This window comes from Peptoniphilus genitalis (genome assembly GCF_023614525.1).
Lineage (GTDB): Bacteria > Bacillota > Clostridia > Tissierellales > Peptoniphilaceae > Peptoniphilus_A > Peptoniphilus_A genitalis.
The window spans coordinates 1792978-1818404 of sequence record NZ_CP097885.1 but is presented as its reverse complement, the minus strand read 5'-3'; the positions used below and the strand labels follow the sequence as shown (position 1 = coordinate 1818404).

Genomic DNA, 25427 nt, shown 5'->3' with positions numbered 1-25427 from the left:
ATTGTTACTGTACAATCTTCCATTCTTTAGACTTTTCTTGATAATTCCATAAGTCTTTATATAGTCCTTCATTTTTAATAAGTTCTTCATGTTTCCCAACTTCTTCTACCTTTCCTTTGTTTAAAACAACAATTTTATCAGCTCCCATTATGCTCCTTAATTTATGAGCTACAACCACAACTGTTTTATTTTTAATTAAATTTGATATTGCTTCCTGTATAATAAGTTCATTTTCAGGATCAAGTGAAGATGTTGCTTCATCAAGTAGTATTATTGGTGCATTTTTTAATATTGCTCTCGCTATTGATATTCTTTGTTTCTCACCTCCAGACAGAGTCGCTCCTCCTTGTCCAATCATAGTGTCAAATCCATCATCTTTTTTGACTATAAAGTCATAAGCTCCTGCCATTTTTGCAGCATTCATGATTTCATCTTTACTTGCATCTTCATTTCCAAATTTTATATTGTTATAAATTGTGTCTTTAAAAAGATACACATCTTGAAAAACAACAGAAAATTTATCCATTATTTTATCAGGGTCGGCTGTTAGCAAATCTACTCCACCAATTTTAATTGCCCCTTCATTAGGATCATAAAATCTGGAAATTAATTTAATTAGTGAAGATTTTCCAGAGCCAGAGTAACCAACAAAAGCAGTTAATTCATTTTCATTAATGTCTAATGAAACATTATCGATAACCTTAGATTCCTTGTAAGAAAATGAAACATCGTGGATTTCAATTTTGTTGCTTTCGTTTACATCGGAATTTCCTGACATAGATTTAGCGTTAAGTAAGTTAATGATTCTCTCTCCTGAAACTGATGCCATTTGTAGACCTGTATAATTTACAAGTGCAAGCTCCAAGGGATCAAAAATCCTTGTGCCTACAAATAAGAACATTAAAAATGTATCAATTTCCAAAGATCCATTTATAAATAAATAGGAACCAACTAAACTCATCAAAGGAAGTCCTATTCTTAAAATCATACTTGCTATAGTAGTTAATGAACCAACCCCTTTCTCACTCTTAATATTTGCATTTCTTGAGTTATCTATATCTTCTTCAAGTTTTGTTAATGTATCATCTAAGCTGTTATAAGCTTTTAGAGTCTTAATGGTATCCAAATATTCATTTATATCTTCTTCCTCTTTTATCCTCATTTTCTTTGTTTTTAAATAATTTTGTTTCTGAAAGTTTTGCATGAGCGTGAGAAGTAGAACAGAAATAGGTAGTCCTATAAGAGTTGCTATTCCCATTTTTACATTAATTATCAAAAATAATATCGAGCAAAGAATCGCTACACATATACCACTGAAAAATTGAGGTAATTGATGCGTTACTGCCGTTTCAACTTTGAAAAAATCATTCATTAATGTATCTAAGATCTCCGCTGAACTTTTCCCTGAAATATAACCTATTGGCAATTTTCTTATGTGGTCTGCAAGCTCTATTCTTCCATCTGCACTTGTCTTGTATCCAAGTTCATAGGTATATTTTGTGGCTAAATTTTCCAATAAGAATGTTATTAAGAAAAATACTGCCATTATCCCAAAATACTTCCATAAAAGGCTCGTATCTATACTATCTGCGCCTCTATTTAAAAATAGTGTTTCTACAATTTTTGCCAAAGCAATAAATGGTATAAGGTTGGAAATAGATGCCAAAACATTTAAAATAATTGATTTTCTTATATTATTCATCTTTCCTAATGTAATATTTCTTATCATTCATTCTCACTCCCTTCTATATCCATTTGCCAAATATTTGTCTTCTTATAAATATCAAAGAGTCTCTTATATATTCCATCTGCAAGGATTAAATCTTCATGCTTACCTCTTTCTGCAATTTTTCCATCAGATATTACTAAAATTTGATTTGCATGCTCTATGGTATTTAACCTATGAGCAATCATGATAACTGTCTTATCTTTAACCAATTCAGACAAAGCTTCCTGCATAAGATATTCATTTTCAGAATCAGCAAAACTTGTTGCCTCGTCTAATACTAATATTGGTGCATCCTTTAAAATCGCTCTTGCTACAGCAATACGTTGTTTCTCTCCGCCGGATAAATAAGTCCCTTTACCCAAAACAGTATTGTATCCATTAGGAAGTTTTACAATAAAATCATGACATCTTGCTTTTTTACATGCTTTTATGACATCCTCTTTTGTAGAACCTATCTTTGCCATAGCAACATTATTGAAGACTGTATCTGTGATAAGATCACTGTCTTGAAAAACGAATGCTATCCTCTCCATTAAGGCGTTCATCGGAATATTTTTTATATTAACTCCACCAATTTTAATAGAGCCTTCTGAAGGATCGTAAAATCTGGGTATTAGCGTTCCAATGGTAGATTTGCCTGCTCCCGAATAGCCAACTAATGCTGTAACTTCTCCTTGTTTAGCACAGAAGCTTATATTCTTTAAAACCTCTTCATTTCCATAAGAAAAGCTTACATTCTCAAATTCAAGATCATGACCTTTTATCTCTTCCTCGCTATTTTCAATTGCCAATTCTTTTTGATCTATAATTTCGTAGATTCTCAAAACAACTTCATTTAGTAAATTCATTCCTTCTGCAAAATCTCTAAGTTTTAATGCAGGTACGCTAATGGCGGGTACAAGAATCAAATAGAAAATAAAAACTGTAGCAAAATCCAAGTTATTATTTCGTGACATTAAAAATATTCCTAAAGGAACTATGAATGTAGCAACAGATAAAATAAACATTCTAAATGAAACAAATCCTGGTCTTATCATTGATGTCATCGAACTTGTAAAGTCTCTATATTCTCCTACTGACTTTGAAAAAGTTTTAAATGATTTTGCTCCTGTTCCAAATATTTTCACTTCCGGCATACCTTTAACGTATTCAGTAGTTGCTGAATTAATTTGATCCAAAATCGCAAAGTTCTTCTCAAGTCCACCCGACTTTATAATCTTTGCCATGATTGCAATCTGAATTCCTAAACCAACAAATATAATTAACAAAGTCGTAAGACCTAATATTAAATTTATCTTTAACATAACAATTATCATTGCTAAAATTAGTGCTAAAGTTGAAATTAGATTTGGTAATTGATGAGAAAAATAACCCTCAATTTGATTCATGTCCGATCCTAATACTTGTCTTATTTTTGACTTGTTGTCGCCGGTAAAAAAACCTGAAGGAAGATTCCCAATATGAAATAATATCTTCTTTTTTAAGTTAGCTATTAAAACATATGAAAACTTATGGCATAAAATACCGCCAATGTAAGTTAAGCAATATGACAATACCACTGCTGCAAGTCCATAGATGCAGAACTGTATTGTACTTTGTTCTAATTTTCCATATAAAAATAGAGATTTTATGACTTTGTATATCACCAAAATTGGACAAATACTTAATAGCATCCCAAGACTAACAAATAATATTCCTCCTACAAGTTGTCCTTTTTTTATTTCACTGTAGGAAATAATATCTTTGATTGATTTCTTCTTTTTCATCTAAAACATGCCTCCTTACCGAACGAGTTCGTTCATTTACCTTAAAACTAATACAAGGAAAACACCGTTGATGTTTTCCTTGTAAAATACTTATATTTTATTTTTCTCTAATGAGGTCTTTGAAATAGCTCACTTATTATTCCAAAGGCATCACTTGAATTTGTTTTGTTTTCTCCCTTAATAATATAGTCGTTATATATTGTTCCGACAGCTCCGTATAAAATAAAAGCTGCAAAACTTCTCACATTTTCTCTGTTTATTCCCATATTATTTTCTATTTTTTTATTTTCAATTCCTTCAATTATAAACTCTGAATAGACATCTATAAATTTTCCAATGTAATGAATTAATTCCCATAGCCTGTAAGAGTTATCTGTAATTGAATTCTCTTTCGAAAAATTATATCTTGTTGTAAATTGACCGATATCTTTTACTATAAGTTCTCTTACAATTTTTATTCTTTCTTCGTAATCCATTTCCTTATTTTGAAGTATATCCAACTTATTTTTTAGTTTTTCTTCAAAATATGTTTCCATACACGCCAAAAAAATATCTTCTTTTGATTTGAAGTAATAATAAAACATTCCAGGTGCACCGTTAACTTCTGCGAGAATATCTCGCACAGAAACTTTTTCATACCCATACTTTTCAAAAAGTCTGGATGCTATATTTATAAGCTCCTGTTTTCTTTCTTCTGGATCTTTTACATTTCTCTTTGCCAAAACCTCACCACCTATTGACCGACACTCGTTCTTTAATAAAGATTATCATTTTCTTATACTTTTGTCAATAGTGCCCTGAAATTATATTCTGAGTATGGTATAATTTTATTTACTATAAATAAGCACGCTTAACGCTTATAGTCTTAATTACACAATAACAGGGTCTGTAAATAATTTTGTGTATCAACCTAAATCCTGTTTAAAGGGTAATGGTTGATACATTTTTTATGCTTCAATCATCATTGGTGTAGCTACAACTTTTTCTACATCAACATTTTTATCTTCTAGATTATCTTCAAAATTCCCATATTGATTTAGGAACGAAAAAAAGAGCAAGTGGTTTTTCTTGTCCACCTGCTCTAAATATTTTTCATGTTCAGAGACTTTAAATATTTCTTCCTATCAATTATTTAATTTCCATGATTCTGCCTTAGCTTTTGCATTGATAAGGTCAGAATAAAGTCCATTATTTTTAATCAGTTCTTCATGATTTCCACATTCTACTATTTCTCCATCTTTTAAGACTAAAATCTGATCTGCATTTCTAATGGTTTTTAGTCTATGGGCAATCATAATTACTGTCTTATTTTTTGTTAATGTTTCTATTGCTTCTTTAAGTTTATCTTCATTTTCTGGGTCAATATTTGCAGTTGCTTCATCAAAGATAATTATATCTGCATATTTTAGCATGGCTCTAGCTATGGAAATTCTTTGTTTTTCTCCACCAGATAGGCTTGCTCCACCTTCCCCAATAATAGTGTCATATCCTTCTGGTAAAGCTTCTATGAATTCATGACATCTTGCTTTTTTTGCAGCTTGAACTACTTCTTCATGGCTCGCATTTTGTTTTCCAAATTTTATATTATTTTCAATTGTATCTTCAAATAGGTATACATCCTGAAAGACCATTGAAATAGAATTCATTAAGTTTTCTATCTTATAGTCTTTTATATTTTTTCCACCAATTAAAATCTCGCCAGAATTTACATCCCAAAATCTCGCTATGAGATTACAAAATGTTGTTTTACCAGATCCAGATGGACCAACAATAGCAGTCATAGTATTTTCTTTTATCTCTGCTGATACATTTTTTAAAATTGGTCTGTCATCATAAGAAAAAGAAACATCTTTAAAGACTATATCGTGATTTCGTATAGACTCTGAAACTTCTCCTTCTTTCATATCAGGCATTGAGTCTATAAAGCCAACTGAATCTATAGCATTTTCGCAAGCTCTTAGGATTGCCATGTTTGATCCTGCACCGATTAGTCCTTCAAAGATTATAAAGGATGCCATAATCATAAGAATTGTTTCAGCAAGTGGAAGTTCACCAGATAAATTTAATTTTAATGATACATAGACCATAGCTACTGTTGTTATTCCCATTACAATTCTTTGGATAACTGTGTAAGGTGCTACAGATATTTCTAAATCTAAAAGTATATTTGATGTATCTTTTATAGACTTTCTTAAAGCCCTGTTATTTTCTCCACCAAGATTATAGGATTTTATAACCTGCATTCCTTGTAAAGTTGCTAATACTTCTTTTGTAAGTCTTGTTTGTGTTTCTGTCATTTTATCTGCATTAGCTGATGATTTTTTCTCCATCATTGATGTAACTATAAAGAATACTATTACACCTACTACTGCAACAAGCCCTACCTTTACATTAAATATTAAAGTTCCAAGGACAAAAACTAAAGTATTTAGAACTCCACCAAGTACAAGAACCAAAAGCATAGGCACCCACATTTCCGCTTGGGAAAGTGAAGATGTGGAAATAGTAGTTAATCTTCCTAGTGAAAAGCTTGAAAAGAAACCCATAGGAACTCTTTTTATTTTTTCTCCTATTTCTATCCTCTTATGAGCTGCCATAAAATATCCAGCGTGTGTTTGTGCCATTTGTGATGATTTTTGTGTCATTATCTTTCCAACAAGGGATATAACTAATATTCCAAGACAAACAAAGATAGCCTTATAGTCTAAAGTTTTAGAAAATATATTTACTAGCATATAGTAAATTGCACCAAACTCAAGGGCATTAAATACTGCGTGCAAAAATCCAGCGAGAATAGATTTCTTAATATATACCTGTTCTTCTTTTGAAAAATTCCATATCTTTTTAAACACATTAAGCATTTTCATCCCCCCTTAAATTTGCAGCATACATTTCCTTATAAAGTTCTGATGACTTTAATAGTTCTTCATGAGTACCATAAGAATTTAATTTGCCATCTTTAATGACAAATATCCTATCTGCATCAACAATTGTCTTTAACCTATGAGCGATTATTATTAAAGTTTTACCCTTAACTAGATTTGCCAAGGCGTTTTGTATGAGAGCTTCATTTTCAGGATCTATATAAGAAGTTGCTTCATCTAAAATTACGATTGGTGCATTCTTTAGCATGGCACGAGCAATAGATATTCTTTGTCTTTCTCCTCCAGATAGATGACCTCCACCTTCGCCAACTCTTGTATCATAACCATTAGATAGATTCATAATAAAATCATGGCAGGCAGATTTTTTACATACCTCTATGATTTCTTCGTCTGAGGCATTCTTATTTCCAAGCCTAATATTTTCCTTTATAGTCATATCAAAGAGGAAATTGTCTTGGGATACAAAAGAAATAAGTGAAGACAAGTTTTCGAGCGACACATCTTTTGTTTCTACTCCGCCAATTTTAATAGATCCCTTATCTACATTCCAAAATCCAGCAATAAGTTTTGCTATTGTGGACTTGCCTGACCCAGAAGGACCAACGAGTGCTGAAACATTAGATTCTTTTATTTCCATAGAAAGATTATCAATGACTTTCTTTTTTCCATCGTAAGAAAAGTCTACGTCTTGAAGTTCTATATTATAGGATTCTATTTTTTCTCCCTTGTCGATATTTTCTAACTCTCTTGAATCTAAAATCTTTCCTATTTCAGAAGTTATAGTTGATATTCTTGACATATCATCCATATAGTTCATGATTTTTAAAATGCTAGAAACTGTAGCAAAGGATAAGACGATTAAGGTAATTAAATTTCCTAAATCAATACTTCCATTTATATAAAATAAAATCCCAAAGGGTATGATTGTAATAATTCCCATAGGAGAAAGTAATCTACCTATGGCAACCCTATTCATAGATTCACCCATCCAGTTATAATAAAAGCTTGCATTGTCATAAACTGCATCAGCATATTTTTTATAAGATGATTCGCTTTGATTAAAGGTCTTTATTACTTCTATCCCATTTATATACTCAACAATAGAATTATTCATGTGTTGACCAATGGCAACTGACTTCCCAAACATTTCCTTATAATGAGCATTCATAACAGACATCATAATAGACATTCCTACCACAAATGGAATTAGTGATAGCAAGGTCAATCGCCAATCTAAGCTAAACATATAAATAAATAATAAAACAGGTCCTACTAAGTTTGCAGTAAATTCTGGCACTAAGTGGGCAAGGGATGTTTCCATAGAATCAACTTGCTCAACTATAATATTTTTTAATTCCCCTGAAGATCTTGAAAGAACATCTCCCAGTGGCATCTTAAATAATTTTTTGGAAATATCATTTCTAATTTCTCCTAAAGAATTAAAAGTTGCCGTATGAGAAATACTTGTTGATATTCCTGCTGCCACTTCTTTAATAACAAATGTTATTAAAATACTTATACAAAGTGAAGTATATAAACTCGTATCGCTTACGCCATTAATCAAATTTACAATTATTTTTGCCATATAAATATAGGAAAAAAGACCAGCCACCACCCCAACTGTTGCAAGTAGGACGGATATAAAATATGAGCCTTTTCTTTTATTTACATATTCTTTTACTAAATTCACTTTAAAACCTCCTTTAGTAATATTTTTAAATAGTTTATTATATTTTTTTTATTTCAGAGGGCATTCTATTAAGCTCTCCAATCATCATTGCTATTCCAGCTAAAATCATAATTAAATCTACAAGAGGTTCTGCAAACCATACTGCTTTAACTCCAAATATCATTGGTAAAATAATCATGGCAGGTACGAATAAAAATAACTGTCTTAGCATTACTATTATGCCGGCTTTTTTAGCGTTTCCTATTGATTGGAAGAATGTTATAGTCATTACCATTACTCCATATAGGATAAAGATAGAATAAAATAGTCTAAAGTTTCCTATTCCCTGAGTTATAATACTTTCTTCTACTCCAAATAAAGACAGAATATTCTTTGAAAATGCTAATGCTGGTATCCAAAATATTGATGCAAGAACTAATCCTCCGATAGAAAATACTTTCATAGCTTCTTTTACTCTGTCGTATTTTTTCGCTCCAAAATTTGTACCAACTACAGGTTGTAAACCTTGACTCATTCCCCAAAGTGGAATGAATGAAAAGGCATATATTCTAAGTGTTGCTGCCATCAAGATAGCATTTGTATCTCCGCCATATTTAAATGACATTTTATATAGCATTGTTTGTTGAATCATAAATAAAATTTGCATCATCATAGCAGATGACCCTACGCCAAACATTTCTTTTTTTATTTCCTGATCAGGTTTGATTTTATTTATTTTTACTGCTTTACTTTTATATTTGAAGTAATGGAGTGTTATTATCGCTTGAACAAATTGTGCTGTAATAGTTGCAAGTGCAGCCCCTTCAATTGCATATTTTCCCATTAATTTCATTAGAATGGGATCAAGAATTATGTTTAAAAAAGCTCCTAGCCCCATAATGAGCATTGCTTTTTTCATTAATCCTTCTCCACGCATAACCATGTTTGCTGATTGAGTAAAGTTTACAAATAAAGAACCAATAAAAATTACTCGTAAATATCTGATACCATATTCTTTAATTTCTCCACTTGCTCCAACCATATCTAAAAAATGTGGTGCAAGTAAAATTCCACCAATTGTAATAATTGATGAGAATAGAATAACCCAAAAGATTAAATTCCCCATAATTTTATCAACTGTTTTTTTGTCGCCCTTTCCTATAGCTCTTGATAAAACCGATGCTGAACCTACACCAATAAGTGTAGATACACCACTATTGAAAAATGTAAGTGGCATAGCTACACCACAAGCTGTCATTGCTGTTTGTCCTATAATATTTCCTGCAAAAATTCCATCCATTAGTGGATAAAGACCTATTACTATCATTCCTATTACAGCAGGGATAGATAATTGAAAAAGTAAATCTATAGGTCTTTTTGTTAATAATTGTTCTTTCATATCTTGTTTCAAAAAATCAACTCCTTACACAATCAGTCCATCTTTAATAAATTTCAAAATATCTTTTTCATGTCCTTGAACATATACTTTCTTATATCCATCTTCTTCAAGCATTAACACAGAATTACAAACTTTAAAAATAAGTTCTATATCATGAGTTATTATGGCAAAAGGATATATTTTTGAATATCTTTTTATTATTTCAGAAATATCATTCATCCTCTTGTAATCTAAACCTGACGTAGGTTCATCAAGAATTATTAGTTTTCTACCACTTAAACAAGCAGTTAATAGTGCAAGTCTTTGTTTTTGTCCACCAGATAGATTTTGTGGATGGTCATACCTATTTTCCCAAAGGTCAATATGTTTTAATTCGTTTCTAAGTCTATTTAAATATTCAACGTCATTAATTCTATCTTTTTGTAAAAGCTCATTTTCCACTGTATCAAAAAATATTTGGTATTCTACATCTTGCATCATATAATAAGCGTTTCTTAATCTTTCTTTTTTATTTCTCCCAAAGCTTGTATTGCCTTTAAAGTTTAATAAACCAGCTAAAGATCTTGCAAGAGTCGTTTTACCTACTCCATTTTTACCTATAATCGCCATTATCTCATTTTCATATAAGCTTATATTTAAATTTTTTATTAATTCTTTTTTTACCAATAGAAATACCAACTCCTCTTATATCCTCAACTACATTTTGGGAATTATCAATATTTTCAGATAGCAAAAAATTATAGTTAGTTGTTCTTAAAGAGTAATTTTTACAATCCTCTTCTGTTAATTCACCTTTTTTAAAGACTTTTTCGATTTTACCATCTTTCATATACAGAAAACGATCATATAAATCATTTAAATAGAACAATCTATGCTCAGATATTATTATCGTTTTTCCTAAGGATTTTAATTGTTCAAGAATATTTTTAAGTTCGACTATTCCCCTATAGTCTAAATTTGATGATGGTTCATCAAAGAAAATTATTTTAGTATCATAAACAAGAGTAGATGAGATAGCAACTTTTTGCTTTTGTCCACCTGATAAAGAATTGATATTTCTATATTTTAAATTTTCAATTCCCATCACACTCAAAGAGTCATCAACTCTTTTCTTTAATCCTGAAAGCTCCATTCCTAAATTTTCTCCAACAAAGGCAAGCTCATCCTCAACAATATTTGCGAAAAACTGATCTGTTGGATTTTGAAAAACATTTCCTATATATTTTGCCAATTCTCCATTTTTATATTGCGAAATATTTTTTCCTAAAATAGATACTTGTCCATATAATTGTCCTTGATAATGATTCGGAATTAAACCATTTAATATTCTTGTTAGAGTAGTTTTTCCACAACCAGATAAACCACTTATAACAACAAGTTCCCCTTCTTTAATATTTAGCTCTATATCTTTTAAAATCACCTTATCATTTCCATCATAAGAGAATTTTTTAATATCAGCTTCTATTACATTCATATTGACCTCCACAATAAGAAAATAGCTAAAAGTAAGAATACGATATCAAAAAATTTAAAAGTTATTTTATGATAATTGGTCCTTTCCCCTCTATATTCTGCTCCTTTAGATATAATAGATGAAGTCAAAGTTTCACTCACTTGCAAACATTTATAGATAAGAGGGATGAAGTAAAGTTCAAAAGACCTAACAGGATGGAGGGGACTTAATCTTAGCCCCCTTACCTTCATGCCATTCTTTATTTCTTTAATCCTTAACCCCATCTCTGATATAAACTTCATTCCTATCACTATGCTTAGAGCAAACACATTTGGAATGTGTAAAAACTTAAGTGAACTCATCATTTTAAGTGGTGATGTATTCACAAGAATACCGCCAATAATAAATATCGGAAAGAGTTTTAATACGATTTCTACAAGACCTAAAATTGCATTTCCACCTATTCCTAAGTCTATAATAGTTAATGTTTTGCCAACAATTAACAAGATAAGAACTGTTGCTAGTTGTTTAATAAATTGTTTTAAGGAAAAAGTTAAGGTTAGAAACATTGATATTCCTATCATAATATAGTAGCCAATATCATCTGTTATAAATAATATAATCGAAAACGCTAAAATTAAAACAAATAAGATTATAGGATTTACAAGACAGTTGTCATCTCTCCTTATGTTTTCCATTACAATATTCCTGATTTTTTACTCTTTTTAAAAAACTTATTATTTATATATAATCCAAATCTTCCTGCTATTAATACCAAAACGATATTAATGCCTATTGAGATTAGCATTGCCTTTGGTGTAAAAAAGGCATCCATAAAGGCAGCCTGTTCTTTTGTAAATACGCTAAAAACTTCAACAATTTTTTCTGGTCCAAGTAATCTTACAAATGTCATTGCGTGCATTGAAATAACAAACATTCCAGCAGATAATGCTAAAGCAACTCTATTATCATTTTTATAGTTACCTATAATTAATTCTGCTACAATAGCTGCGATGGCATTTACTATAAGCATTGGCCAATATCCACTTAAAGCATAAAATACACCCAGCAACATGAAAAATATAAAAGCTATTCCTCTTTTTTGTAATTTTTTAGCCATAATTATAAATGGCGGAGCTACTACAAAGGAAGAAAATCCTGCCGCTATATATAAGGATAAAGTTCCTAACATTCCTGTAGCTGTTGATACAGCCATGTTTAATATAAACGCCACTACTGTAAAAATTGTAACTTGTACGACATCTTTTAATTTCATATAAACCTCCAATTTAAGATATATTTTTTCTTTCTGAGTAAACCCTAAGATTTACTTAGCATTATTATCTAAGATAATTCCTATCATTTTTTTTAATGCAAGTTTGTTCTTCACAAAATTTTCTCTTGCATTTAGAACTTCACAACCTAGAATAAATGTGTTAATCAAATCAGTTATTAATTCGATAGCTTCACTTAATTCACCCCTTACATCTTCATCAAATAACATTAGAATACTATCAGATGATGATTTTTTTAGTTTCTTATATAAGTCTTTTAACTTATCGTCATGATTTAATTCCTGCAAAAACATTGCATAAATTGAAACATAGTCACTCTGATATAGCATTTTTTCTAAAATAATCTCAGATAAAACTTCGCTAAAATCCTGACTTGTTTTATTCATCTCATCATAGATTATCTTCTCTCTGTATTTATTTCCTTCTAACATAATGTCGTATAAAATTTCATAGGTAGAACCATAATGATGATACAAACCACCTCTAGAAAGCCCAGTAGCTTCCATAATGTCATTCATAACTGTATTTCTAAATCCCTTATCCAAAAAGACTTTCATAGCTGCTTGTCTAATCTGCTTTTTTCTTTCATCAGCTTCCATTTTCATTTCATAAATAACCTCCAAACCGACACTGTTGTCGGTATTATTATATCAACACTGATAATCATTGTCAATAGCTTCGCTTATACTTCTTTATTAATTTCTTTAAATGCGGTATAATCAATAAAATTGAATAAACGCTTAACGCTTATAACTTTAATAGCAAGCACAGTAAGTGAGTACCCACTTACGAAAAATTGATGAAGCAGAACCTTTATGGACTGCTTCTTTTTTTATCAATTTTACCTTGTTAGGGAGAGCCCTAAGATCCCAATATTTTATGATAAGGAGATATACTATGGATAATAGAAAAAGAAATAATCAACTAAAAATATATTTAACAGATGAAGAAAAGGAAGTTTTTGAAAAGAAAATGAAACTTGCTAATTGCAAAACTATGTCTCACTTTCTTAGAAAATGTGTATTGGAAAAAGAGATTTATGTAGTAGATTTAGAACCATTTAGAAACCTACAATGGTTACTTTCAAATGCAACAAATAATATAAACCAGATTGCCAAGGCTACTAATACAACTGGTGTTATTTACAAAAATGAAATTGAATCTATGAATAATCAGATAGAAAAATTATCAAGAGAAATATGGCAGATTCATTCCCTACTTCTTAATAAATCAAAATGAAATTTATTATATAAGTCAAAATTTAATTTATAAATACATTAAATATCAGATGAGAAATTCTACATTTTTAATAAAAACTAGGTACATCAAATACTGCATTTTTCATGAATATAATCATGTTTTTATTTTTCAAATCAATCTACATGATTTGAAAAGTATCTTTCCGAACTTAAATATAGTATTCTAGTAAATACAATAAAAAAAGAATACCCTCATGCAAGAGTATTCTTAAAATAAAAATAGTAATTATCTTTTTTCATTCTATAGAATAATATTAAAAAGCAGCATAAAACATAAGTAGAAATAGTACCTACTTTTCAATTAAATCGAAGAGAGTTCTATAACATTTTCTTCTCCAAAATACTCTTTAGCTTTTTCTAATATGTCAGAATCATCAGTAGGCATATATATTATTAAATTCTTTTTTGCTCTTGTTATACATACATAAAATAATTTTTTTGTACGTTTCTGAACATTAGAGTTCGGAGATCCTTTCCCAAATAATGTTCTAAAGTCATATTTATTCCAATCAGACTCTAATACAAGCAATACATTGTCATATTCACTACCTTTAACACTATGTTGAGTACAAATTGGTGAAAATTCTTTTAAATATAAAACACTTTTTCTATATTGATTAAATGTTATCTTTTTTATTCTCTCCCATAAATAAAACCCTTTATTTGAAATATAATCACTAAACAATTCATCTTCTTTGAGTAACCCTTTTACTTCCGCAAATTTTAATACATTTTCTATCGTTTGATTATCTTCACTTACAAGATAATCAATTGCTTGCTTAAGGCAAATCTTATCATTTCTATTATGAATAGAAAATTTTGTTATTCGTAGAAAATCATTAAATCTATTAGCCTCATATAATTCAATAATCTCCTCTAATATATCTAATCTGCGTAAAATCCTATCTCTATAAGAATTAGCTTCATATCTACCACTCATTCCATTTAATTTATATGACATGAGTGATTCCTTAGTGATTCTACATTTTTCGTAAGCTTCTTCCCATGACATATCTTCTAAAACACTATATATTGACTGATAAATTTCATTTCCGTTAATTTGATCTAACAGCTCCACTTTGTTATATGTCGGTTTTACCTCTAACGTTATTTCTCCCAAAGTCTTATTACAGTCTAAATTTCCCTTATCAATTTTTTTCTTTATCCCACTTATAAGCTTAGTTATCAAATCAGCATTATATAGATCATATAAGTCTTTAAAGCCAGTCATTTCAGCATTATATTTATGTGTTAGCCTTAACTCTTTTGTTTGTTTTCCATCAGAAAAATCCCAAGATTCAAAAATATTCTTCCCCTTTACACTTATAAAATCATTTATTTCAGTTCCATATAAAAATTTAATACTACCTTCTCTAATAGTACCATTTTCCATATTAGGTGCATTTATATCTTCTGAAGGTCTTTGCTCAATATCATCATCTCTAAACTTATTGGCTACTTCGATTACAACTCTTGGATTTCTTCGGTTTTGCGTCTTTACTATTTTAGTTAAATTATATTGATTTAAATTACCAACTCCGTCGTCATATATAGACTGCATTGAATCTCCAAAAAAACCAATTACATTTTTCTTATCGCTTTGCTCAAGATGCTTTAGTAAAATATCAGCAACTAAAGGACTTGTATCCTGATATTCATCAACAAAAATACAATCTGCAATATCCTTTAAAATGTCCGCTATTTTTTTATATTTCTCAAACATTTTCTCTGCAACAATCAAAATGTGATTATGGCTGATTTTCACTCTATTTTCTTCATTTGCCGTTACAGAATAATACTCATCATAATCTACATAAAGATTTTCGAAATATTCTTGAGAAATTAAATCCTCAGAAAAATCTTTTGGCTTTTTAAAGTTCTTTTCATTATCATCGTTAATAAGCTCAACTAAAATATTTTTTATTTCATTCTGATATTTTCTGATAAGAGACCATATAAACTCATGTATTGTTGAAACCCAAATATTTTCATTTTCTATTCTTGATAAAATTTCGGCAACTGCATTATTTGTATATGTAATGCATACTATCTTTATATCTGGTAATTCCTCTGTGAGTGCATTTATTAAGGAAATTAAGGAGTATGTTTTTCCACTACCTGCTCCACCTTCTAAAATAAAATTTTCACCATTTTTTATACATTCAAGAGCTTCTAATACTTCTTTTTCCAATGTTAGCGTATCCATAATAAGCCCTCCTCAATATAATGTGGAACTGCCCATTTTTCATCTTCTTCGCCATTCTCATTATCAAAATACAATAAGCTTGATGCAAATGCCGATTTCTTTTTCACATTATTCAAAGCAAAATTATAATAATCACCATTTTCTATTTCATCATTCGAAAAATCTTTTAAAGCTCCATATTGATAAAACCCTTCTTTGTTTTTTAATATAAAGTCTTTATTTAGTGCTATAAATGCATCTTCAAAACTACTCGCTTGATACTCACCATAAGATTCTGGTATTTGATAGGCCATTCTCATATTATCTTTAATTTTATCCTCAGCATTTTTCCCTACAAGTTCCTTAAATTGATTATTCGATGTATCAATTCCAGTATCTTTAAAAAATTCTTTTATTGATGCGTTACTTGTATGTGTTCCCTCATCGGGGTGACAACTCGTATATACAGTTCTTTCTTTTCCATTTTTATCTATTTTCTTTTCAGCTTTAACAGAGTCAATATCCGTAACAAACAAAACTTTTGTTCCTAAAAAGGAAAATAAAGGCATAAATATATGAGAATGCGCTCCAACTTCTATTATAGAAATATTCTGTGATAATAGTGGTATAATATCTGCTCTTGGCTTTTCTTTATTATCAATTTTATGCATCATCACTGGCATTAAAATTCGTTCGGTATCTCCTTCTATACAAATAGCTTTATCCGCAAAGAATAGTTCACTTCTATTCATTGTCAGATATTGTTTTACAAACTTAAATCCTTTCTGTTCATCTCCACCATACTCTTCTTTTAAAGAATTAAAGCTCTTAGCTATGACCGTATTCCCGTTTTTCTTCAAATATATAATGTCATCAAAGTTACATTCAGAAACTATATGTGATGAATGCGAAGTGATTAAAATCTGCAACTGCTTATTCTTTTCTTTCAACAACTTATTTCTATGTGCTTTGATATGAGATTTAATATTCCTTATAAATATATACTGTAACTGAGGGTGTGTATGTGCTTCAGGTTCTTCAATATATAAGAGATTTATATCTGCTGGTTGTTCAAACAATTCCTGTATATTGGTTTCAATCTCAAATAAAATACCAATTAAATTTAAATACCCCAATCCATTATATGTTTCTGGAAGCGAATAATCTCCCCCTTGTCTATAACTTAAGTTTGTATTATCTGACAATAAATTTTTCTCTGAAATAGATGACTCTATTGCTATATCAATTCCATTTTCTGCACCACCATAAGTTTTAATAACATCTATAACATCACTAAAAATACCATCAATGGGTTCTTCACCTTCACTTTTTTCTCCATTGTAAATCTTATATAATTCTTTATCGGCTTCCTCCAATTTTTCTTCAAGTCTTGTAAATACCGATTCACTTTCATCTTTTGCAGCTTTATAAGAACTGAAATATTTACCAGTTAAACCTGATAAAACATGATTACGATCATCATTAGAAACCGCTCGATCAGCTCTTATTCCTGCCACTTTAATGACTTTTTGAATATCTTTATTATCAATTTCTTCTGATCTATCTTGCGTTGTTTTGTTTGCTTCAACATCAAACCCTCTTGAATATTTTTTCGTTTCAAAGAAGTTTGCAAAATTCTTACTCATAAATTTGGAAAATGATTTAAAATCTTCAATATTTTTTTCACTAATAATGTTTTTTAATTCTATGATTTTTTTTGCAGCTATTACCGAAATAAATTCTAAAACTATTATGTTATTATCTGGATTTAAGTCCATCATGAATTTTTGAATATTCTCATATGAATCATTATCATTATACTCAATGAATAATTGCATATTAATAGTTTCTAATAATTGAACTTCATCCAGCTTTGTTATATCAAAACCAATTATTTTTTTATAGAGATCTTTCTGGCATTCTAAATTTATATCTTCCCAAAATAATTTAGATGAATTTAGCATTTTATCTAAAACAATAATAGATGATGTTTTTCCACAATTATTTTTACCTATAACTAGCGACAATTCATCTTTAAAATTTAACTCAAAATTTTTTAATAATCTAAAGTTTTTGACTTTCATCTTTTTTAAAATCATTTTAATACTCCTCTTTACCTTCTAAATCAAACTTTTCTTTTATATTTATTTTCCTAAAAATCCTTTGTCTACTTAGATCAACTTGTTGTTTTCGAGACGATTCTCACTACATCAACAACCTTATCAAAGGTTAAATCTCCAATATATTTATTTTCACTCAGATATACTTCCCACAATGATCTCAGGTATGAATCTTCTTTTATGTACTCTATTATTTCCTCATAGTCTTGCATTATCTCATCACTTCTTCTTTTGTTTGAGGTTCTCTCTACTGCTTCTTTTAAAACTTTATAGTTTATCTGGTCTTTTTTAGTTTGTAGAGGGTGTATAGGTCTTAAAAGTCTCTCATTCGTGTGGTTGTTATATTTCTTCTGATTATTGTTTCGTATTTTCAGCTAAAATTGTTTCTAATGGGTATGCCATTATTTTTATATTTTCTTTGCTAAAGATACATGGATAGGTGTATTCTATTTCTCTTGGTGTTATTGCATCTCCTGTTGTTAGATCAAGTTTCATTGTGTTTTTAGTTTTTCCAACATTTGCTATTAGTGAAATTCTAAAGTTCTCGTACTCATCCTCTTCTCTAATATAAGAGATGTCTTTTATTTCAAATTTTATTCCATCATCGACATCTATATTTATAATTTCATCTACGATTTCTTTTATTTTTTCTTCTTTTAGGGGTATGCCTTTTATGGTTGTGTCCATGTCCATAGTTGTTCTATTTTCAATGCCGATTAAGGATGATATGAGGAATCCTCCCTTTATTACAAAATTATTTTTGTATTATGATTTAGATAGTCTTTCTAAAAATCTTTCAAAGAAATATATTTGCAAAACTTCTTGCGATTTCAAATTCTTCTTCTCTGCTAAACTTCTTATCTTTCCCTTTATACTCTCGATATTAATCATGATAATACCTCCATGTATTTTCTAATTTCATTTTCTATTTTAAATAGTCTGCTGTATTTTATTAATCGTCTTAGATTTTTATTTGGTGATTTAAAGTATCTTTTTATTGCTTCTGTAAAAATTTGTTTATCTATTTTTTCTCTGTCGATTATGATATCGCAAATTGTTCGATCTATATCATAAACTGGGATAAGGTTGCCTTGTGGTGATTTTATTTCTGCCTTTCCTAGTTCGTATAAATCTTTTTTTACATAGTGAACTTGTAGATCCTCATATCTTTTTTTGATATGGCTGGCATTGTAGCCTTGAGGTACAGATATATGAAATACATTTGGGGTCCTATCTGATAAGTCATGTAGATATAGGGCTGTTTGATGGGAAAATATAATTCGATTACTATTTGATGATATTAAAACAAAATCGTCTATTACTTTTCCTTTTAATTGATATAGTCCTGGTCTTAATCTTTCCAACTGTCCACTCTTTGTTAATTCTGATAAATTATGCCTAGTATATCCAAGTTCTTCTGCTTCTTTGTTGGTTATCACTAAATTTTCTTGGATATATTCTTTAAGTGTATTCATAGTCCGCCTCCTCTCGTTTACGCTTTTATTATATGTTATAAAAGCGAATATGTAAAGCTGGGCTATGAGTAATTTATATTTTGAGAAGGATGTAACGAATCCTTACTCCCTTCAATAAAAAAGAGCAGCCTTTTAAGCTACTCTTATAGAAAGTACAAAATGAGTTTATCTTATTAATTTTTTCTTTGTGTTTCCTCATACTAGTTTTAAAACTACTCTTACATCCATGTAGTTTTTTTGAGTCTTTTTGACGTATCCTTCTTCATCTTTATCAAAGACAAAATGCTTATAAAACTGCTTAAAATGCAGGATTTCTAAATTTATATCTTTTGTATCAACGCTATAGCTTCCACATGGCTTGAGAGGATAGAATGAATGTCATTTGAGTGTGTCCGTTCTCGGGAACATATCCACTGCGTTTTTGGGGCTATCGGTAGACGGGAACATATCAATACACCTCATGGATTATTATTTTAGAATGGATTTTAAGTAATCTAATAAATCTGATTTAGTTAGAGGCTCTGCATGACTTAAAATACAATACTTACAGTCGAAACTTTCTATCAAATTTGTTAATGACATTAATTTTTCTTTATCCATATACCCATCATTGTAGAAATCCTCGCTTGTTGAATCTCCCAAGAACAATATTTTTTCCTCAGGAATATAGATAAGCACCGTATCTTCCGAATGGGGTGAAACCGTATGAAAAATCATTGCGGTTATTCCACCGAGATTAAGGGTAAGCTCTTTTTCAAATTGGATATCCGATAGAACGGCAATAATTCTTTTATTATCTACATATTCTCTAGCTAGGCACTCATCATCATTTATCAAAAATTTTATATATGCACTGTCAGATAGTTTGGCTCTTTCCTGTTTCAAAAACTCGTTGGTTTTATGGTGTGCAATGGACAATCCGTGAATTTTATGCATTCCAAAGGTATGGTCCCAGTGCCAATGAGTGATGACAGTAAAATCTGGCTTCTTTAGGTCCTCGATTTCTAGGGATTTATAAAATTCATCAACATGGTCTGCTGAATTTCCTGCATCAATGGCAAGTGCAATTTTATCTCCATTTAAGTATGCCAACATAGGCCTATCAGTTTCTGGTTGATGTGGATAATAAAAGACCCTGCTAGTTATCTTTTTCAGTTCCATTTGCCATCCCACCTTTCTGGTAATAAATCTTTCAGCAACACTTCTTCCATTTCAGGTAATACAATTTGGGTCTCTATATTTTGATTATCTATCTGTGCAATAAACTCTCTGCACCTTCCACATGGTGGAAGTATACTCCCATCTTCAAATACAGCGATAATCCTTTTGATTGCAGTTTCATTGTTCTTTACCATTTCAGCAATAGCTGACTGTTCAGCGCATAAGCCAATAGAACAGGGCAAGTCAATGCATATTCATGTAAAGATGTTACCGCTATTTGTCTCCAACGCGCACGCAACATGCCCTGAAGTTCCAAAGTTCCGTAACTTTTTATGATTAATTATACTGAAAGCAATTTGATATAATTCTTGTTTATTCATTTTCTTCTCCAATATTATTTAGCTTAATAATACGTTATTCTTTTTTCAAAACACTAAGTTATTCAGTTCACCATCAAGAACTTTTATAGTTTCATTTCTTTCCTTATCCTCTTGATTGTCATATAAAAGTTGTTCAATAAACTCCCATATATCTTCTAGTTTACGTCTAATATGATAGAATAACAAAGCATCCGTATTGATTAAAAAATCTTTGTGTAATTTCAGGTATATGTTCATAAATACATCATAATATGGCTTATCAACAAAAAACATGAGATCAGCTTTTACTGGAGCCAATTTCAAGCCTTCCCAGTCAATTAGAACTAACTGCTCATCCCGTTGCATCAAGTTCCAATTATGAATATCTGTATGGCATAGGGCCATTTTAGGATTACTTCGTCTTAGAATCTCCGACAGTCCTTCAACTCTGTCAATAGATTGTTCAAGGGGTTTTATGTGTGCCCCAAGCAAGCATTTTAAGTCCATGGGAAGACTGGCGCATTCTTTACGCAATACTTGTTTTAGCTGTTTCAGAAATGGCAAGATAAAATCTTCCCTAATTAGTTGCACATATACCTACTGTATCAATAAATTTTGAGTTATCATTGACTATATTAGTTGCTATTATCAGAATAGTCGTCGATAACTATATTTTCGTGCAAATATGCAAATAAGTAAAATGATAGTTATGTTATATCATAATAATTGAAAATAATAGAATGCATTTTTCAATGTAATAAGATTAAGCGTTCTCTTAAAGTTAGAGAACGCTTAATTATTTTTAATTTATTGAAATAATTTGTAACTATTGAAAACAGACAAAAATTGTTCATTGGATAATTTATCAAGATCAGTAACATTCGCATGCTTCAGCACCTGTCTTAATTGATTTTTAGTAAAAAGAACATGATATTCCCTGTTTACCCATTTATAAACGAAAAATCTATACTTTTTGTAGTCCTTCTTTAAAATAAATGGTTTATGCCTTTCAAGTACAATCAATACAGAATCTACATTAGGCTTAGGGTGAAAATATGCTCGTGGCACTTTTTTAAGAATTTTTATATCCATTTCCACCATTAACAGCAAACCTAAAGCTCGTTGGGTATTTTGCAACCTTTTAGCAAATCCCCTCTCTACAATAAGGTAGCTATATTTCGCTTGACTATCAAAAGCAATCTTTTTTACAATATCAGTACTAATATTGTAGGGAATATTACCAAATATTTTATAGTCTGTATTTTTAGGAAAGCTAAACTTCAAAATATCCTCATGAATAACTTTTATATTCTGAAAAGGTTCAACTGCTTTTTTCGTGGCATGACATAAACCTTCATCAATCTCTATAGCATTCACCCGTTGACTCATTTCCACAAGTTCCTTGGTAAAATGTCCTTTTCCTGACCCAATTTCTATTATTTTATCTTGTTTATTGATATTCGTATATTTTAATATTTCCTTTACATGCTTTTTAGATGTAATGAAATTTTGCGTATTTTTCGGGTTTTTCTGTTTCATTATAACCTTCTCCTTGCCGTTTATAATGAACTAATCTTAAGAGCTCATTATAACCAATTATTTTTGGTTTGGTTGATAATGAAATCTCTCAATAACAAATATAGAAAACATACCCATACCTTTACCTCCTTTAATTTTTTTCATTATAAATGAGATAAAGTAATATCTACTACTGCAATACATGTACACATATTTAACTCCTCCTTATGCAACTGATTATATAACTTTTAATTTCTCTATTCAATAAAGTTCTGTGCTAATCTACCTCACCCTATGGATTTTTAATCCCGAAACATCAAATGTCATCTGTCAAATGCCCTATTTAAAAGGGTCAAAAAACGGTATTTTTTAGCCTGTTTTTGACCCAATTTTCGTACTCAAACCACTACATGTTGTGGTTGACTCCTATTATTCCTTGTCCAAACCACAATACGTCATCAGAATTGCTGCTTCAACGTGAGCGGTATTTGGAAATAAATTTACTACTGATATTTTTTCTACTTTATACACTTCTTTTAAAGACTTTAAATCTCTTGCTTGGGTTGCTGGGTTGCAGGATATATATACCAGTCTTTCTACTGGATTTTCTTTTAAAAAGTTTACTAGTTTTTCATCTAGTCCCTTTCTCGGTGGGTCTACTATAATTTTATTTGGTGCAATTTTTTCTTCTTCCCAAAGTTTTTCTATAGTTTCTTCTGCTGGTCCATGTACAAATCTTGCAGGGATATTATTTTTCTCTGCATTTTCTCTTGCATCATCAACTGCACTCTCAACAATTTCTATTCCTATGACTTCAGGTCCAGACTTTGCCACTGAAAGTGATATGGATCCAACTCCACAGTAGAGGTCGTAGATCTTGTCATCGTCTTTGGGTTCAAGATAGTCTATTGCCTTCTTGTACAATTTTTCAGTTGCAGGTCCATTGATTTGGAAGAAGGATTCTGGGGAAATTTTATAATTTATACCAAGTAGTTTTTCTTCTATTGTGTCGTCACCATAAATTTTTTCAAACTCCCGTGAGTAGTGAGTCTTATCTTCCTTGTTATAATTTAAGTAAATTGACTTAACTCCTGCATCTATGAGGTCAGACAAGACATCTTTTATCTCAAGCCTTCCCCTCTTGCTCACAAGTATTAAAAGAATATCTCCCTTGTAATTTGTCCTAATTCCTATTCTCTTAAGGTCCTTTAATTTTTTATAATTCCACATTATTTTAAGAACCTGGTTAGCTGAATCTTTTTGCATTATGCAGGTTTTTATAGGAACAATTTCTTTAGAATTCTTGGCAAAAAGTCCAATCTTTCCATCACTAACTTGAAATTGCATATTGTTTCTATAATGTGTTTTGTCTGGAGAATCAATAACTTCTTCCACTTCTAAATCAAGGCCAGCAAGTTTATTTAAATTCTTATTTACATCTGCTTCCTTCCATTTTAATTCCTTATCATCGGAATAATTTAGGAAGTCACAGCCACCGCAATCTTTAAAATAAGGACAGGGGGATTCCACTCTGTCCTTAGATTTTTTAAGTATTTTTAAAATTTCTCCCTTGGCGAAACTTTTCTTTTTCTTAGTAATAATATACTCTACTTCATCACCAATGACGCCACCATTTAAAAATACCGGGCTCCCATTGAGTTTAGTCATACCAAGACCCTTGAAGTCAAAGTCTATAATTTCTCCACTAAATTTATTTTCTGCCATGTCTCAACTCTATCTTTGTATCGTAAATATTTATCTTCCTATTTTTGTAAAGATTACCTACTGCTCTTTTGTAGGCTTTTTTACTTAGACCTGTTATGTCTTTAATAAGTTCTGGATCTGACTTGTCTCCTAATTCTAGAACTCCATTATTATCTTCAAGTATTTCTAAAATTAAGTCTGCATCAGCATCAATTTGTTTATAGGCTTTTTCTCTTAAAGTCAAAGTAATAAAACCTGTTTGAAGAATTCTTTGGACTCTTGCTTCTACTTCTTCTCCAACCTTGTAGATTCCCTTGATTTCTTCTATAGGAATCATGCCGTCGTATTTATTATCAATGGCAACAAAGGCACCAGGTCTGCCTATACTATAAATAGTTCCTTTGACAATATCATTAACCTTAAAGTTCCCTTCTGTGCTTAGCTTGTCTTTTATATTCATTGTTAAAGCAAGTCTGTCGCTCTTGTCATGATAAAGGTAAAGTAGATACTCATCGCCAACTGTTAGCCTTCCAAAGGATTCTTTAAAAGGTAAGAAAATGTCCTTGCCAATTCCATTGTCTACGAAGTAACCAACCTTGGCCTTGTCAACAACCTTTAATTTCTTTAATTCTCCTACTTGAGCAAAGGGCCTTTTCAAAGTTGCTTCAAATTCTTCGTGGATGTTGTAGACAAATGCTTCAACTTCTTCGCCTACTTTTAAATCTTCCCCTTCTCCTTTTGCAAGATTAACTCTTTCTCCATCTTGGTCCTTAAGACTTACTCTTCCATCTTTTTTAGATGCAACTGTTAACTTTTGTATTTTTCCTAATTCCATGCCTTCTCCTCTATTATTTCTTTTCCAATCTCTGTCATGCCTTCATACAAGTCGTCTATTATACCGTAATCTATATCCTTTAAAACATCTATCCCATAATAAATAAAGGCTGGATGTTTTAAGATGTTCAAAAATATTTCATAAGCCCTTGTCACTTCTCTGAGATTGTAGTACTTGGTCATGAGCATACCAAATTTCACGCACTCTTCATTTCTCGAATCTCTCATGAGTAAAATTGAAAGGCCAATTAATTTGCTTTCGTCAAATTCTATTTTTTGAAGTAAGAAAGTCAAAAAATTTCTCTCTGCTTCAAGAGCCTTTTTATCCTTAAAAAATTCTTCAAACTCTTCAATTGCCTTATTATCTCTTAAATAATAGTCATCAAGAGCCTTGTTAAGTTCTCTTGTTTTTATGTGATTTATTTTTTCCTCTCCCTTTAGGACCCTAAGTTCATAAGATCCATCAGTTAAGTTCAAATCGTTTATCTCAGATAGATTTGTTAAATCAAAATTATTTTCTAGAAGAATTTTATAAATTGACTTTTTCTTTTTAAATATATCAAATAGTCCCATAAACCTATTTTATCACAAATGCTTCCATTATATTTATTAAATG

The 25427-nt window shown here is 30.4% G+C and carries 21 protein-coding genes and 3 pseudogenes; 1 reads left to right on the top strand and 23 read right to left on the bottom strand.

The features are described 5' to 3' along the window. Positions 1-4: 4 nt before the first annotated feature. From M9426_RS08690 to M9426_RS08635, 11 genes and pseudogenes are all read right to left on the bottom strand, one after another. Positions 5-1729, bottom strand: a complete 1725-nt coding sequence (locus tag M9426_RS08690; RefSeq protein ID WP_250342001.1) for an ABC transporter ATP-binding protein — start codon at positions 1727-1729, stop codon at positions 5-7. Continuing rightward, on the bottom strand, positions 1726-3495 hold the full coding sequence (locus tag M9426_RS08685; RefSeq protein WP_250342000.1) for an ABC transporter ATP-binding protein: 1770 nt from the start codon (positions 3493-3495) through the stop codon (positions 1726-1728). Before M9426_RS08685 ends, M9426_RS08690 begins: the two co-directional genes overlap by 4 nt. A gap of 107 nt (positions 3496-3602) precedes the next feature. Beyond that, complete coding sequence (locus M9426_RS08680; RefSeq protein WP_205052529.1) at positions 3603-4217, bottom strand: TetR/AcrR family transcriptional regulator; 615 nt, start codon at positions 4215-4217, stop codon at positions 3603-3605. Positions 4218-4445: 228 nt separating this feature from the next. Further along, a pseudogene (locus M9426_RS08675) lies at positions 4446-4610 on the bottom strand (sigma-70 family RNA polymerase sigma factor); the annotation flags it as partial. 9 nt (positions 4611-4619) lie between these two features. Beyond that, positions 4620-6356 (bottom strand): ABC transporter ATP-binding protein, encoded by a 1737-nt coding sequence (locus tag M9426_RS08670; RefSeq protein ID WP_250341999.1) that lies wholly within the window; start codon positions 6354-6356, stop codon positions 4620-4622. Next, complete coding sequence (locus tag M9426_RS08665; RefSeq protein ID WP_250341998.1) at positions 6349-8070, bottom strand: ABC transporter ATP-binding protein; 1722 nt, start codon at positions 8068-8070, stop codon at positions 6349-6351. Before M9426_RS08665 ends, M9426_RS08670 begins: the two co-directional genes overlap by 8 nt. 37 nt (positions 8071-8107) lie before the next feature. Then, positions 8108-9460, bottom strand: coding sequence for an MATE family efflux transporter (locus tag M9426_RS08660; RefSeq protein ID WP_250341997.1), 1353 nt, complete (start codon positions 9458-9460; stop codon positions 8108-8110). A gap of 12 nt (positions 9461-9472) precedes the next feature. Next, positions 9473-10922 (bottom strand): annotated as a pseudogene (locus M9426_RS09305) (ABC transporter ATP-binding protein). After that, complete coding sequence (locus M9426_RS08645; RefSeq protein ID WP_012291072.1) at positions 10919-11599, bottom strand: energy-coupling factor transporter transmembrane component T family protein; 681 nt, start codon at positions 11597-11599, stop codon at positions 10919-10921. Before M9426_RS08645 ends, M9426_RS09305 begins: the two are co-directional and overlap by 4 nt. Continuing rightward, positions 11599-12177, bottom strand: a complete 579-nt coding sequence (locus M9426_RS08640) for an MptD family putative ECF transporter S component (RefSeq protein ID WP_106460083.1) — start codon at positions 12175-12177, stop codon at positions 11599-11601. Before M9426_RS08640 ends, M9426_RS08645 begins: the two co-directional genes overlap by 1 nt. A 51-nt stretch (positions 12178-12228) precedes the next feature. Continuing rightward, the gene (locus tag M9426_RS08635; protein WP_106460082.1) at positions 12229-12801 is read right to left on the bottom strand and encodes a TetR/AcrR family transcriptional regulator; all 573 of its coding nucleotides are present in this window, start codon (positions 12799-12801) and stop codon (positions 12229-12231) included. 292 nt (positions 12802-13093) lie between these two features. Between M9426_RS08635 and M9426_RS08630 the strand changes: the two genes are divergently transcribed. Further along, entirely contained in the window at positions 13094-13435 is a 342-nt protein-coding gene (locus M9426_RS08630; protein WP_250341994.1) for a plasmid mobilization protein, read from the top strand. Positions 13436-13756: 321 nt separating this feature from the next. On the opposite strand, the gene M9426_RS08625 is transcribed toward M9426_RS08630, so the two are convergent. The 12 genes and pseudogenes from M9426_RS08625 to M9426_RS08575 all read right to left on the bottom strand — a co-directional run bounded on the left by M9426_RS08625 (position 13757) and on the right by M9426_RS08575 (position 25384). After that, a complete protein-coding gene (locus M9426_RS08625; protein ID WP_106460080.1) occupies positions 13757-15661 on the bottom strand; it encodes a UvrD-helicase domain-containing protein in 1905 nt (634 codons plus the stop codon). Then, positions 15649-17739: an ATP-dependent nuclease gene (locus M9426_RS08620; protein WP_015777630.1), complete on the bottom strand. Its 2091-nt coding sequence runs from the start codon at positions 17737-17739 to the stop codon at positions 15649-15651. The genes M9426_RS08625 and M9426_RS08620 overlap by 13 nt, the downstream gene beginning before the upstream one ends. Before the next feature lie 77 nt (positions 17740-17816). Further along, a pseudogene (locus M9426_RS08615) lies at positions 17817-18651 on the bottom strand (nucleotidyl transferase AbiEii/AbiGii toxin family protein). Beyond that, the gene (locus M9426_RS08610) at positions 18648-19235 is read right to left on the bottom strand and encodes a type IV toxin-antitoxin system AbiEi family antitoxin domain-containing protein (protein ID WP_106460079.1); all 588 of its coding nucleotides are present in this window, start codon (positions 19233-19235) and stop codon (positions 18648-18650) included. Before M9426_RS08610 ends, M9426_RS08615 begins: the two are co-directional and overlap by 4 nt. 468 nt (positions 19236-19703) lie before the next feature. Next, on the bottom strand, positions 19704-20396 hold the full coding sequence (locus M9426_RS08605; RefSeq protein ID WP_019108018.1) for an MBL fold metallo-hydrolase: 693 nt from the start codon (positions 20394-20396) through the stop codon (positions 19704-19706). Beyond that, complete coding sequence (locus M9426_RS08600; protein ID WP_256466622.1) at positions 20387-20638, bottom strand: cytidine deaminase family protein; 252 nt, start codon at positions 20636-20638, stop codon at positions 20387-20389. The genes M9426_RS08605 and M9426_RS08600 overlap by 10 nt, the downstream gene beginning before the upstream one ends. A 183-nt stretch (positions 20639-20821) precedes the next feature. Further along, positions 20822-21346, bottom strand: coding sequence for a phosphotransferase (locus M9426_RS08595; protein WP_020999721.1), 525 nt, complete (start codon positions 21344-21346; stop codon positions 20822-20824). Between the two features lie 216 nt (positions 21347-21562). Then, positions 21563-22294, bottom strand: a complete 732-nt coding sequence (erm(A), locus tag M9426_RS08590) for a 23S rRNA (adenine(2058)-N(6))-methyltransferase Erm(A) (RefSeq protein WP_000810833.1) — start codon at positions 22292-22294, stop codon at positions 21563-21565. 57 nt (positions 22295-22351) lie between these two features. Beyond that, positions 22352-22411, bottom strand: coding sequence for an erythromycin resistance leader peptide (locus M9426_RS09340; protein ID WP_146743586.1), 60 nt, complete (start codon positions 22409-22411; stop codon positions 22352-22354). A 291-nt stretch (positions 22412-22702) separates the two neighbouring features. After that, complete coding sequence (rlmD, locus tag M9426_RS08585) at positions 22703-23998, bottom strand: 23S rRNA (uracil(1939)-C(5))-methyltransferase RlmD (protein ID WP_250341992.1); 1296 nt, start codon at positions 23996-23998, stop codon at positions 22703-22705. Then, positions 23985-24812 (bottom strand): CvfB family protein, encoded by an 828-nt coding sequence (locus M9426_RS08580; RefSeq protein WP_250341991.1) that lies wholly within the window; start codon positions 24810-24812, stop codon positions 23985-23987. The genes rlmD and M9426_RS08580 overlap by 14 nt, the downstream gene beginning before the upstream one ends. Continuing rightward, positions 24803-25384, bottom strand: a complete 582-nt coding sequence (locus M9426_RS08575) for a hypothetical protein (RefSeq protein WP_250341990.1) — start codon at positions 25382-25384, stop codon at positions 24803-24805. The genes M9426_RS08580 and M9426_RS08575 overlap by 10 nt, the downstream gene beginning before the upstream one ends. Positions 25385-25427: the final 43 nt, after the last annotated feature.

Coding starts and splice junctions, on each gene's coding strand:
- M9426_RS08625 (WP_106460080.1), bottom strand. CDS start 15,661: ATGGATACGCTAACATTGGAAAAAGAAGTATTAGAAGCTCTTGAATGT.
- M9426_RS08670 (WP_250341999.1), bottom strand. CDS start 6,356: ATGCTTAATGTGTTTAAAAAGATATGGAATTTTTCAAAAGAAGAACAG.
- M9426_RS08635 (WP_106460082.1), bottom strand. CDS start 12,801: ATGAAAATGGAAGCTGATGAAAGAAAAAAGCAGATTAGACAAGCAGCT.
- M9426_RS08640 (WP_106460083.1), bottom strand. CDS start 12,177: ATGAAATTAAAAGATGTCGTACAAGTTACAATTTTTACAGTAGTGGCG.
- M9426_RS08630 (WP_250341994.1), top strand. CDS start 13,094: ATGGATAATAGAAAAAGAAATAATCAACTAAAAATATATTTAACAGAT.
- M9426_RS08690 (WP_250342001.1), bottom strand. CDS start 1,729: ATGATAAGAAATATTACATTAGGAAAGATGAATAATATAAGAAAATCA.
- M9426_RS08645 (WP_012291072.1), bottom strand. CDS start 11,599: ATGGAAAACATAAGGAGAGATGACAACTGTCTTGTAAATCCTATAATC.
- M9426_RS08605 (WP_019108018.1), bottom strand. CDS start 20,396: ATGGAACTGAAAAAGATAACTAGCAGGGTCTTTTATTATCCACATCAA.
- M9426_RS08610 (WP_106460079.1), bottom strand. CDS start 19,235: ATGAATACACTTAAAGAATATATCCAAGAAAATTTAGTGATAACCAAC.
- M9426_RS08620 (WP_015777630.1), bottom strand. CDS start 17,739: ATGATTTTAAAAAAGATGAAAGTCAAAAACTTTAGATTATTAAAAAAT.
- M9426_RS08580 (WP_250341991.1), bottom strand. CDS start 24,812: ATGGAATTAGGAAAAATACAAAAGTTAACAGTTGCATCTAAAAAAGAT.
- M9426_RS08685 (WP_250342000.1), bottom strand. CDS start 3,495: ATGAAAAAGAAGAAATCAATCAAAGATATTATTTCCTACAGTGAAATA.
- rlmD (WP_250341992.1), bottom strand. CDS start 23,998: ATGGCAGAAAATAAATTTAGTGGAGAAATTATAGACTTTGACTTCAAG.
- M9426_RS08575 (WP_250341990.1), bottom strand. CDS start 25,384: ATGGGACTATTTGATATATTTAAAAAGAAAAAGTCAATTTATAAAATT.